This window comes from Streptomyces sp. NPDC001922, assembly GCF_042891165.1.
GTDB lineage: Bacteria > Actinomycetota > Actinomycetes > Streptomycetales > Streptomycetaceae > Streptomyces.
Genome location: NZ_JBIASV010000012.1, coordinates 146,549 through 158,640 on the forward strand (window position 1 = coordinate 146,549; position 12,092 = coordinate 158,640).

General features: G+C 73.1%; 9 protein-coding genes. 6 read left to right on the plus strand and 3 right to left on the minus strand.

Translation table 11 applies throughout. The features are described from left to right. Window positions 1-140: 140 nt before the first annotated feature. The 4 genes from ACFYYR_RS23130 (at window position 141) to ACFYYR_RS23145 (ending at window position 4,785) form a co-directional block, all read left to right on the plus strand. Window positions 141-2,687, plus strand: a complete 2,547-nt coding sequence (locus tag ACFYYR_RS23130) for a DUF4118 domain-containing protein (RefSeq protein WP_388856616.1) — start codon at window positions 141-143, stop codon at window positions 2,685-2,687. Between the two features lie 164 nt (window positions 2,688-2,851). Continuing rightward, on the plus strand, window positions 2,852-3,616 hold the full coding sequence (locus tag ACFYYR_RS23135) for a response regulator (protein ID WP_388856619.1): 765 nt from the start codon (window positions 2,852-2,854) through the stop codon (window positions 3,614-3,616). Window positions 3,617-3,648: 32 nt separating this feature from the next. Next, on the plus strand, window positions 3,649-4,047 hold the full coding sequence (locus ACFYYR_RS23140) for an OB-fold nucleic acid binding domain-containing protein (RefSeq protein ID WP_388856622.1): 399 nt from the start codon (window positions 3,649-3,651) through the stop codon (window positions 4,045-4,047). 3 nt (window positions 4,048-4,050) lie between these two features. Further along, window positions 4,051-4,785 carry a DUF3159 domain-containing protein gene (locus ACFYYR_RS23145; protein WP_388856625.1) on the plus strand — a complete coding sequence of 245 codons (735 nt, stop codon included), beginning with the start codon at window positions 4,051-4,053 and terminating at the stop codon, window positions 4,783-4,785. 171 nt (window positions 4,786-4,956) lie between these two features. Here the strand turns inward: ACFYYR_RS23145 and ACFYYR_RS23150 are convergent, their stop codons facing one another. From ACFYYR_RS23150 to ACFYYR_RS23160, 3 genes are all read right to left on the minus strand, one after another. Then, the gene (locus ACFYYR_RS23150) at window positions 4,957-5,634 is read right to left on the minus strand and encodes a potassium channel family protein (RefSeq protein WP_388856628.1); all 678 of its coding nucleotides are present in this window, start codon (window positions 5,632-5,634) and stop codon (window positions 4,957-4,959) included. Then, window positions 5,631-6,299 (minus strand): potassium channel family protein, encoded by a 669-nt coding sequence (locus ACFYYR_RS23155; RefSeq protein WP_388856631.1) that lies wholly within the window; start codon window positions 6,297-6,299, stop codon window positions 5,631-5,633. The genes ACFYYR_RS23150 and ACFYYR_RS23155 overlap by 4 nt, the downstream gene beginning before the upstream one ends. A gap of 112 nt (window positions 6,300-6,411) precedes the next feature. Beyond that, the gene (locus ACFYYR_RS23160; protein WP_388856634.1) at window positions 6,412-8,007 is read right to left on the minus strand and encodes an SDR family oxidoreductase; all 1,596 of its coding nucleotides are present in this window, start codon (window positions 8,005-8,007) and stop codon (window positions 6,412-6,414) included. A gap of 338 nt (window positions 8,008-8,345) precedes the next feature. Between ACFYYR_RS23160 and ACFYYR_RS23165 the strand changes: the two genes are divergently transcribed. After that, window positions 8,346-10,397 carry an APC family permease gene (locus tag ACFYYR_RS23165; RefSeq protein WP_388856642.1) on the plus strand — a complete coding sequence of 684 codons (2,052 nt, stop codon included), beginning with the start codon at window positions 8,346-8,348 and terminating at the stop codon, window positions 10,395-10,397. Window positions 10,398-10,596: 199 nt separating this feature from the next. Then, window positions 10,597-11,925, plus strand: coding sequence for a class I SAM-dependent RNA methyltransferase (locus ACFYYR_RS23170; protein WP_388856645.1), 1,329 nt, complete (start codon window positions 10,597-10,599; stop codon window positions 11,923-11,925). The last annotated feature ends 167 nt before the right edge of the window (window positions 11,926-12,092 follow it).

Genomic DNA, 12,092 nt, shown 5'->3' on the forward strand with positions numbered 1-12,092 from the left:
GGTCGGGCGGGTGCCGGGCGGTCCGCGTCAGGGTTGCGTCAATACCGGGTGCCATCGCGGCATCCGGTCCGGTTCATCCCCCGCTGTCGCTCTACAGTCGACGGCACGGACCGATCGTCGCCGACGCAGACAGTGGAGCCATGGGACGCGGCAAGCTCAGGATCCATCTCGGCGCGGCACCGGGCGTCGGGAAGACGTACGCCATGCTCGCGGAGGCGCACCGGCGCGCCGGGCGCGGCACGGACGTCGTGGTCGGCCTCGTGGAGCACCACGGCCGCCCCCGCACCGAGGCGTTGCTGCACGGCCTGGAGCAGATCCCGCGGCGGGAGCGGGAGTACCGCGGCCGCGTCTTCACCGAGCTGGACCTCGGGGCGGTGCTGCGGCGGCGGCCGGCGGTGGTCCTCGTGGACGAACTGGCCCACACCAACATGCCGGGGCCGGGCAACACCAAGCGCTGGCAGGACGTGGAGGAGCTGCTGCGGGCCGGCATCGACGTGATCTCCACCGTCAACATCCAGCACCTGGAGTCGCTCGGGGACGTGGTCGAGTCCATAACGGGGGTGCGGCAGCGCGAGACCGTCCCGGACGAGGTGGTGCGCCGCGCCGACGAGATCGAACTGGCCGACATGTCGCCGCACGCCCTGCGCCGCCGCATGGCGCACGGCAACATCTACGGCTCCGGCACCGTGGACGCGGCCCTGTCCAACTACTTCCGGCCGGGCAACCTGACCGCGCTGCGGGAGCTGGCGCTGCTGTGGACCGCGGACCGGGCCGACGAGTACCTCCGCCAGTACCGCAGCGAGCACCGCATCCGCTCCACCTGGCAGGCCCGGGAGCGCATCGTCGTCGGGCTCACCGGCGGCCCCGAGGGCAGCACCCTCATCCGCCGCGCGGCGCGACTGGCGGCGAAGGGGGCCGGCGGCGAGGTGCTGGCCGTCTACGTCTCCCGGAGCGACGGGCTCACCTCGGCCTCCCCCAAGGAGCTGGAGACCCAGCGCACCCTCGTCGAGGACCTCGGCGGCACCTACCACCACGTCGTCGGCGACGACGTCCCGGAAGCCCTGCTCGAATTCGCCCGCGGCGTCAACGCCACGCAGATCGTGCTGGGCTCCAGCCGCCGCAAGGCGTGGCAGTACGTCCTCGGGCCCGGCGTCGGCGCGACCGTCGCCCGTGACTCGGGCCCCGACCTCGACGTGCACATCGTCACCCACGACCGGGCCGCCCGGGGGCGCGGGCTGCCCGCCGCCCGCGGTGCCCGCCTCGGCCGCTCCCGGATCGTCGGCGGCTGGCTGGTCGGTGTGGCCGGTCCCGCGCTGCTGAGCCTGCTGCTGACCGGGCTGCCGACCGGCCCGGGGCTCGCCACCGACATGCTGCTGTTCCTGTCGCTGACCGTGGGCGCGGCGCTGCTCGGCGGGCTGCTGCCGGCACTGGCCTCGGCGGCGGCCGGATCGCTGCTGCTCAACTACTACTTCACCCCGCCCCGGCACACCTGGACGATCTCCGCCCCGGAGAACCTGGTGGCCATCGTGATCTTCTTCGCGGTGGCCGCGTCGGTCGCCTCGGTCGTCGACCAGGCCGCGCGGCGCACCCACCAGGCCGCCCGGCTGCGCGCCGAATCCGAGATCCTGTCCTATCTGGCCGGCAGCGTGCTCCGGGGCGAGAGCAGCCTGGAGGCCCTGCTGGAGCGGGTCCGCGAGACCTTCGGCATGGACGCCGTGGCCCTGTTCGAACGGGCCGGCGGGACCGAGCCGTGGACGCGCGTGGCCGGCGTCGGCGACGGTCCGCCGCCGGTGCGGCCCGAGGACGCGGAGGTGGACGTGCCCGTCGGCGACCACATGGCGCTGGTGCTCAGCGGCCGGGTCCTGCCGGCGGCGGACCGCCGGGTGCTCGCCGCCTTCGCCGCCCAGGCCGCCGTCGTCCTGGACCGTCAGCGGCTGCTCGGCGAGGCGGAGCGGGCCCGGGAGCTGGACGAGGGCAACCGCATCCGCACCGCGCTGCTCGCCGCCGTCTCGCACGACCTGCGCACCCCGCTCGCCGCCATCAAGGCAGCGGTCAGCTCGCTGCGCTCGGAGGACGTGGCCTGGTCCGCGGAGGACGAGGCCGAGCTGCTCGCCGGGGTCGAGGAGGGCGCGGACCGGCTCGACCACCTGGTCGGCAACCTCCTCGACATGTCCCGGCTGCAGACCGGCACCGTCAGCCCGCTGATCCGCGAGGCCGATCTGGACGAGGTCGTGCCCATGGCCCTCGGCGGGGTGCCGGACGGCAGCGTCGTCCTCGACATCCCCGAGGACCTGCCCATGGTCCACGTGGACCCCGGGCTGCTGGAGCGCAGCGTGGCCAACCTGGTGGAGAACGCGGTCAAGTACGGCCCGCCCGGCCGGCCCGTCCTGGTCGCCGCGAGCGCGCTCGGGGAGCGGGTCGAGCTGCGGGTGGTGGACCGCGGCCCGGGCGTGCCGGACACCGGCAAGGACCGCATCTTCGAGCCCTTTCAGCGGTACGGGGACGCGCCGCGCGGCGCCGGGGTCGGCCTCGGTCTCGCGGTGGCCCGCGGCTTCGCCGAGGCCATGGGCGGCACGCTGGCCGCCGAGGACACCCCCGGCGGCGGGATGACGATGGTGCTGGCCCTGCGGGCCGCTCCCGGCCGCCCGGCGGCCCCCGCGGAGCTGCCGGCCGGGGCCGCTCCATGACGGCGCGGGAGCGCCCCGCGCCCGGGACCGCGGCCCGGGAGACCCGGGAGAGGCCGGTGCGGAAGACCGGGCGGGCGCCGGGGCCCGGGACACCGGCGCAGGAGAGGCAGCAGGCGGGGACAGGGGCCCGTCCGAGGACGGTCCACGGCAGAGAGGCGACGGCCATGGCACAGCACGGGGGCGACCCGACCACCGCGACGCACGACGGGCCGACCACCGCGACGCACGACGGGCCGCCCCGCGCCCGGCGGCGGGTGCTCGTGGTCGAGGACGACCCGCAGATCGTCCGCGCGCTCGTGATCAACCTCCGGGCCCGTGCGTACGAGGTGGACGCCGCACCGGACGGGGCGACCGCGCTCCGGCTCGCCGCCTCCCGCCGGCCCGACGTGGTCGTCCTCGACCTCGGCCTGCCCGACATGGACGGCATCGAGGTGATCCGGGGGCTGCGCGGCTGGACCCGGGTGCCGGTGCTGGTGCTCTCCGCGCGGCAGACCTCCGACGAGAAGGTGGCGGCCCTGGACGCCGGGGCCGACGACTACGTCACCAAGCCCTTCGGCATGGACGAGCTGCTGGCCCGGCTGCGGGCCGCCGTGCGCCGCGCCGAGCCCACCGGGCCCGCCGCGGACACCGCCCTGGTCGAGACGGACACCTTCACCGTCGACCTGGCCGCCAAGCGGGTCCGCCGGGACGGCCGGGACGTCCGGCTGACGCCCACCGAGTGGCACCTGCTGGAGGTCCTCGTCCGGCAGCCCGGCCGGCTCGTCGGGCAGAAGCAGCTCCTCCAGGAGGTCTGGGGGCCCGCGTACGGCACCGAGACCAACTACCTCCGGGTCTACATGGCACAGCTCCGCCGCAAACTGGAGGCCGACCCCTCGCACCCGAAGCACTTCGTCACCGAACCCGGCATGGGATACCGCTTCGAGCAGTGATCCGCCGGGCCCGGCCCCGGTACGCTTCCCGTATGAGTGCTGTTCCCCGATCCGAGAGGCCACCCGGCCGATTCCGCCGGATGCTCGACCGGCTGTCCTCCACCCAGGAGGAGCTGCACGCCGACGAGCTGCGGCAGGACGCCCGCGCCGAGGGCTGCACCCGGATCTCCGACTGCGACGACCGGCAGATCGTGAAGGTCGCCGGGACCCTGCGGACCGTCACCCTGCGCCCCCGGGCCGGTGTGCCCGCCCTGGAGGCCGAGCTCTTCGACGGCTCCGACGCGCTCGACGTCGTCTGGCTCGGCCGCCGGTCCATCGTCGGCATAGAGCCGGGGCGCAAGCTCATTGCCTCGGGCCGCATCTCGATGAGCCACGGCCGCCGGGTGCTCTTCAATCCGAAGTACGAACTCCGACCGCTCGGACAGGAGTAGCCGGTGACCACTCCGGACAAGCAGACCGATCAGGACCCCGGGGCCACTGATCAGGACCCCGAGTCCAAGGCCGTCACCGAGGCGGCCCTTTTCGAGGCGTTCGGCGGGGTACGCGGCATGGTGGAGACCACCGTGCCGGGCCTGGTGTTCGTGGCGATCTACACCGTCAACCGGGACATCCACATCTCGGCCATCGCCGCGCTCGGGCTCTCGCTGCTGCTCGGCATCGCGCGGCTGGCCCGGCGGGACACCCTCAAGCACGCCTTCAGCGGTGTCTTCGGGGTCGCCTTCGGCGCCGTGTTCGCGATGATGTCGGGCGACGCCAAGAACTTCTACCTGCCGGGCATGCTCTACACCCTCGGCCTCGCGGTGGCGTACCTGGTCACCGCGATGATCGGCTACCCGCTGCTGGGGCTGATCCTCGGACCGGTGTTCAAGGAGAACCTCTCCTGGCGCAAACGCAACCCGGGCCGTAAGCGGGCCTACACCAAGGCCAGCTACGCCTGGGGCCTGATCCTGCTCGCCAAGTCGGCGATCCTCTTCCCGCTCTACTGGTGGGGGGACGCCACCCAGCTCGGCTGGGTCAAGGTCGCCCTCGGCATCCCGCCGTTCCTGCTGGCGGTCTACCTCACCTGGATCTTCCTGGCCAAGGCGCCGCCGCCGATCGACGTGTTCGCCGAGATGGAGGCGGAGGAGGCCGCGGAGAAGGAGCGCGCCCGGGCCGCCGCGGCGGACTGACCCCGGGTCGCCGGACGAACGGACGGCGGGGCCCGGAACACCTCAGTGAGAAGGTGTTCCGGGCCCCGCCGCTGTCGTTCGGGGCCGCTGTCGTTCCGGGCCGCTGTCGTTCCGAACGTCGCCGGACCCCGACGGCTCGTGCCGCCGGGTCCCGGCCTTCGGCCGGCTGCCTCAGCCCTCGGCGGGCTGCCGCCGTGCCGAGAGGAGGTCCTCCAGCTGTTCCTCGCGCGCCTGCGCCGCGACGAACAGCAGCTCGTCACCGGCCTCCAGGGCGTCCTCGGGGTTCGGCGTGAGCACCCGGTTCCCGCGGATGATCGTGACCAGCGAGGTGTCCTCGGGCCAGTCCACGTCGCCCACCCGGGTCCCGGCCAGCGCGGACTCCGGCGGCAGCGTCAGCTCCACCAGGTTGGCGTCGCCGTGGCTGAAGCGCAGCAGCCGGACCAGGTCGCCGACGCTCACCGCCTCCTCGACCAGCGCCGACATCAGGCGCGGCGTGGAGACCGCGACGTCGACGCCCCAGGACTCGTTGAACAGCCATTCGTTCTTCGGGTTGTTCACCCGGGCCACCACCCGGGGCACCCCGTACTCCGTCTTCGCGAGCAGCGAGACGACCAGGTTCACCTTGTCGTCGCCGGTCGCCGCGATGACCACGTTGCAGCGCTGCAGCGCGGCCTCGTCCAGCGAGGTGATCTCGCAGGCGTCGGCGAGCAGCCACTCGGCCTGCGGCACCCGCTCCACCGAGATGGCGGTCGGCGCCTTGTCGATCAGGAGCACCTCGTGCCCGTTCTCCAGCAGCTCACCGGCGATCGAGCGGCCCACGGCGCCCGCGCCCGCAATGGCGACCCTCATCGGTGCTCCTCCTCGGGCCCCTCGGCGAACGCCGCCTCGACCTTCTCGACCTCGTCGCTGCGCAGCATGGCGTGCACGAGGTCGCCCTCCTGCAGCACCGTCTGCGAGGTCGGCAGCATGGCCTCACCCAGCCGGGTGAGGAAGGCGACCCGGACCCCGGTCTCCTCCTGCAGCTTGCTCACCTTGTGGCCCACCCAGGCCGGGGAGGCGTGCACCTCGGCGAGCTGCACCGCTCCGCTGGGGTCCCGCCACAGCGGCTCGGCGCCGGACGGCAGCAGCCGTCGCAGCATCTGGTCCGCGGTCCAGCGGACCGTGGCCACCGTCGGGATGCCGAGACGCTGGTAGACCTCGGCCCGGCGCGGGTCGTAGATGCGGGCCGCGACGTTCTCGACGCCGAACATCTCGCGCGCCACCCGGGCCGCGATGATGTTGGAGTTGTCGCCGCTGCTCACGGCGGCGAACGCGCCGGCCTCCTCGATGCCCGCTTCCCGCAGGGTGTCCTGGTCGAAGCCGACACCGGTCACCCGGCGTCCGCCGAACCCGGAGCCGAGGCGCCGGAACGCGGTGGGGTCCTGGTCCACGACCGCGACGGTGTGGCCCTGCTGCTCAAGAGTCTGCGCGAGGGCGGAACCCACCCGCCCGCAGCCCATGATCACGATGTGCATGAGGTCTCTACCTTGCACCTTCCCCTAGCGCTGTGACCTGCGCAAACATCGTCCATCATCCTTCCGCGCCCACATCGGGGCCAGCTGCTCGTCAGAACCGTCGCCGGTAACGCTACCCGTCATGACCGGATCCGAGCCCCTCACGGTTGCTCTCCGCGGCCGTCGCGATGTTCCGGGCCATTCCGCCGAACACCACGGCGTGGAACGGCGACACGCTCCACCAGTACGCGTGACCGGCCAGACCGCGGGGGTGGAAGACGGCCCGCTGCCGGAGCACGCTGCCGCCCGGACCGTCCCGGTCGATCGTCATTTCCAGCCAGGCCATGCCGGGCAGCCGCATCTCCGCCCGCAGGCGCAGCAGCCGGCCCGGCTCCAGCTCCTCCACCCGCCAGAAGTCCAGTGAGTCGCCGACCCGCAGCCGCTGCGCGTCCCGCCGGCCGCGCCGCAGCCCCACGCCGCCGACCAGCCGGTCCAGCCAGCCGCGGACGGCCCAGGCGAGCGGGAACGAGTACCAGCCGTTCTCCCCGCCGATGCCCTCCACCACCCGCCACAGGGCCTCCGGCGGTGCGGCCACCGCCCGTTCCCGCCGGTCGCTGTAGAGGCTGCCGCCCGCCCAGTCCGGGTCGGTGGGCAGCGGATCGCTCGGCGCCCCCGGCACCGAGGCGGAGGACCAGCGGGTGGCGACGTCCGCCTCCCGGATGCGCTGCAGCGCCAGCCGCAGCGCCCGGTCGACCCCGGCCAGGCCCTCCGGCGGGTCGGGCACCCAGCGGGCGATGGCGTGCTCGGTGCAGAGCACCTCGTGCCGCAGCGACTCGGCCAGCGGCCGGGCGATGGACCCCGGTACCGGCGTCACCAGCCCCACCCACAGCCCGGACAGCCGGGGGGTGAGCACCGGAACGGGCAGGATCAGCCGCCGCCGCAGCCCGGACACCGCGGCGTACCGCTGCATCATCTCCCGGTACGTCAGCCGGTCCGGCCCGCCGATGTCGAACGTCCGGTTCACCTCCGGCGGCAGCCGCGCACAGCCCACCAGGTAGCGGAGCACGTCCCGGACGGCGACCGGCTGGATCCGGGTGTCCACCCAGCTCGGTGTGACCATCAACGGCAGCCGCTCGGTCAGATAGCGCAGCATCTCGAACGAGGCCGATCCGGAACCGATGATCACCGCGGCCCGCAGCACCGCCGTCGGCACCCCGGACTCCATCAGCACCCGGCCCACCTCGGCGCGGGACCGCAGATGCGGTGACAGCTCCGCCTCCGGGACCCCTTCCGGGGTGAGTCCGCCGAGGTAGACGATCCGCCGGACGCCCGCCGCCCGGGCCTGCTCCCCGAAGGTCCGGGCCGCCTCCCGGTCGGTCCGCTCGAAGCCGCGCCCCGTCCCCAGCGCGTGGACCAGGTAGTAGGCGACATCGACGTCCGTCAGGGCGGACCGCACGGACCCGGCGTCCGTCACATCGCCGTGCACCACCTCGGCCTGCCCCGACCAGGGGTGGTCGCGCAGCTTCCCGGGCGAGCGGGCCAGACAGCGGACCGTGTGGCCCGCGTCCAGCAGTTCGGGCACGAGCCGGCCTCCGATGTAGCCCGTCGCCCCGGTCACCAGGCAGCGCAGGGGCCGGTCGGAGGAGAGCGGGCCATCCGTCTCGGAGTGGCCGTCTTCGGAGGGGCCGCGGGAACGATCGACGGCGCGATCGGCAGGGGAGTCCGCCATGTCATCCATGCTGCGCCCGTTGCCCGCCGGGAGCGAACGAAGCGCCGGGGGGCGCGGGTGGTGCGACGGGGGCGCGGGCGGGCCGCTCCTCGTGGTGGGGGCGGCTCTCCGTGGCGTGCGGTTCCGCCTGCGGTGCGGGGCCACCGGAACGGGGCGCGCCCCCGCGCGGAGGCGGTCGTTCACCGGCCGCCGGGGGCGACGCGTCGGGTCCCGGACCGCCCGTCACCGGACGCGCAACGTCGCCCACCGGACGCGGTCGGTGGTTCACCGCGACCCGGCCGGTGGTTCGCCGGGACGCGGGTGGGCACGCGTCAGACCGAACGCTTACGATCCTCTGCGTGTCCAAACTGACCGACCTACCCAAACGGATCCTGATCGGCCGGGCGCTGCGCAGCGACAGGCTGGGTGAAACCCTGCTCCCCAAGCGCATCGCGCTCCCGGTCTTCGCGTCCGACCCGCTGTCGTCCGTGGCCTATGCACCGGGCGAGGTGCTGCTCGTACTCTCCGTTGCGGGTGTGTCGGCGTACAGCTTCAGTCCCTGGATCGCCGTCGCGGTCGTCGTGCTGATGTTCACGGTCGTCGCCTCGTACCGGCAGAACGTGCACGCCTATCCGAGCGGCGGCGGCGACTACGAGGTCGCCAACACCAACCTCGGCCCCCGCGCCGGGCTGACCGTCGCCAGCGCCCTGCTGGTCGACTACGTCCTGACCGTCGCGGTGTCCATCTCCTCCGGCGTGGAGAACCTCGGTTCCGCGATCCCCTTCTTCGTCGAGCACAAGACCCTCTGCGCCGTCGGCATGATCGTGCTGCTGACCCTGATGAACCTGCGCGGGGTCAAGGAGTCCGGGAAGCTCTTCGCCATCCCCACCTACGTCTTCGTGGCGGGCGTCTTCCTGATGATCGCGTGGGGCGCGTTCCGCGGGTTCGTCCTCGGCGAGGACATGAACGCCCCCACCGCCGACTACGAGATCAAGGCCGAGCACGCCGGAATCGGCGGCGTCGCCCTGCTCTTCCTGCTGCTGCGGGCCTTCTCCTCCGGCTGTGCGGCGCTCACCGGCGTCGAGGCGATCAGCAACGGTGTGCCCGCCTTCCGCAAGCCGAAGAGCAAGAACGCCGCCACGACGCTGCTGCTCATGGGCGCCCTGGCCGTCACCATGTTCTGCGGCATCATCGGCCTGGCCATGGCCACCGACGTGAAGATGGCCGAGAACCCGGCCACCGACCTGCTGCGCAACGGCACCCCGGTCGGCTCCGGCTACACCCAGAACCCCGTCATCTCGCAGGTCGCCGCGGCCGTCTTCGGCGACGGCACGTTCATGTTCGTGCTGCTCGCCGCGGCCACCGCGCTGGTGCTGTTCCTGGCCGCCAACACCGCGTACAACGGCTTCCCGCTGCTCGGCTCGATCCTCGCCCAGGACCGCTACCTGCCGCGGCAGCTGCACACCCGCGGTGACCGGCTCGCCTTCTCCAACGGCATCGTGCTGCTCGCCGGTGCCGCGGTGCTGCTGGTCTGGATCTACGGCGCCGACTCGACCCGGCTGATCCAGCTGTACATCGTCGGTGTGTTCGTCTCCTTCACCCTGAGCCAGACCGGCATGGTGCGGCACTGGAACCGGCACCTGGTCACCGAGACCGACCCGGCCAAGCGCCGCCACATGATCCGCTCCCGCGCGATCAACACCTTCGGCGCCTTCTTCACCGGCCTGGTGCTGGTCGTCGTGCTGCTCACCAAGTTCACCCACGGCGCCTGGGTCGCCCTGCTCGGCATGGTGATCTTCTACGTGACGATGACCGCGATCCGCCGCCACTACGACCGGGTCGCCGCGGAGATCGCCGCCCCGGACGAGCCCGGCGACGACGCCGGCCGCCCCTCCCGGGTGCACTCCATCGTGCTCGTCTCCAAGCTGCACAAGCCCACGCTGCGCGCCCTCGCGTACGCCAAGCTGATGCGCTCGGACAAGCTGGAGGCGCTCACCATCAACGTCGACCCCGAGGAGACGAAGGCGCTGCGGGAGGAGTGGGAGCGGCGCGGCATCGCCGTCCCGCTGAAGGTCCTCGACTCCCCGTACCGGGAGATCACCCGCCCGGTCGTCGACTACGTCAAGCGGCTCCGCCGGGAGAGCCCGCGCACCGCGGTCAGCATCTTCATCCCGGAGTACGTCGTCGGCCACTGGTACGAGCACCTGCTGCACAACCAGAGCGCGTTGCGGCTCAAGGGCCGGCTGCTCTTCACCCCGGGCGTCATGGTGACCTCGGTGCCGTACCAGCTGGAGTCCTCGGAGGCGGCCAAGCTCCGGGCCCGCAAGCGCGCGGAGTGGAACGCGCCGGGTTCGGTGCGGCGCGGACCGGTCACCAGCGAACGGGACAAGGAGAAGGCCGGGCGGAAGTGAGCTCGGGCCGAGCCGGTCCGGGACCGGGGCCGATCGGCTGAGGACCGAGGGGGATCCGGCCGAGCGGGTTTCCGCCCGCCGGTCGACCGGGTGAGGCCGGCGGGCCGAAGGGCCGTAGACTGGACGGCTGCGGTCCACAGCCAACCGTCCCGGCTCTTCCCGGGGCCCGCATCCCACCAGCTCAGGAGCACCTTCCCCCGTGACGAACCCAGCCACCGAGTCGCTGATCGGCGAGGAGTACGAGGTCGAGGTCGGCCCCGTCGCCCACGGCGGGCACTGCATCGCCCGGACGCCGGGGGGCCGGGTCCTCTTCGTCCGGCACACGCTGCCGGGCGAGCGGGTCGTGGCCCGCGTCACCGAGGGACAGGAGGACTCGCGGTTCCTGCGCGCCGACGCGGTGCAGGTGCTGGAGGCATCCCCGGACCGGGTCGAGGCACCCTGCCCGTACGCCGGACCCGGCCAGTGCGGCGGCTGCGACTGGCAGCACGCCGCCCCGGGCGCGCAGCGCCGGCTGAAGGTCGCCGTCATCACCGAGCAGTTGAGCCGGCTCGCCGGGCTCACCCCCGAGGAGGCGGGCTGGGACGGCACGGTCGAACCGGCGCCCGGCGACAAGGTGGCCCGCGGCGAGGTTCCCCAGTGGCGGACCCGGGTGCAGTACGCGGTGGACGCCGAGGGCCGGGCGGGGCTGCGCAAGCACCGCTCGCACGAGGTGCAGCCGGTCGACCACTGCATGATCGCGGCGCCCGGCGTCAGCGAACTGGGCGTGGAGAAGCGGGAGTGGCCGCAGATCGCGGGCGTCGAAGCCATCGCGGCCACCGGTTCGCACGACCGCCAGGTGATTCTCACTCCGGCGCCGGGCGGACGGCTGCCCATCGTCGAGCTGGACAAGCCCGTATCGGTGATGCGGGTGGACGAGAAGGACAAGGGCGTGCACCGCGTGCACGGGCGCCCCTTCGTCCGCGAACGCGCTGCCGGCCGCACCTGGCGCGTCGGCTCCGGCGGCTTCTGGCAGGTCCACCCGAAGGCCGCCGACCTGCTGGTCGAAGCGGTGATGCAGGGCCTGATGCCGCGCAAGGGCGAGATGGCGCTCGACCTGTACTGCGGCGTCGGCCTGTTCGCCGGCGCCCTGGCCGAACGGGTCGGCGACCAGGGCGCGGTGCTGGGCATCGAGTCCGGCAAGCGCGCCGCCGAGGACGCCCGCCACAACCTCGAGGACCTGGACCGCGTCCGCATCGAACACGGCAAGGTCGACCAGATCCTCCCGCGCACCCGCATCACCGAAGCGGACCTGATCGTCCTGGACCCCCCGCGCGCGGGCGCGGGCAAGCAGACGGTCGCCCACCTGGCCGGCCTGGGCGCCCGCCGCATCGCGTACGTCGCGTGCGACCCGGCGGCCCTGGCCCGGGACTTGGGGTACTTCCGGAGCGAGGGGTATGAGCCGGTGTCGCTGCGGGCGTTCGATCTGTTTCCGATGACGCACCATGTGGAGTGCGTGGCGATTCTGAAGCCGATGGCAAAAGGCGCCTGACCTGCGGTTTTGAGCGTGCGCGTCAGTGCCTTCCGCCCCTGTGACACCCCCGGGTCATGGTCGGAGAGCCACGGTTCGAAGGGGCGCCGCCGGCGCACCATGGCTGTGAGTGCGCTTCCGCTGCTTTTCGCCATTCGTCCGCAGAGCTCCGCTTGGCGTGACCGGGG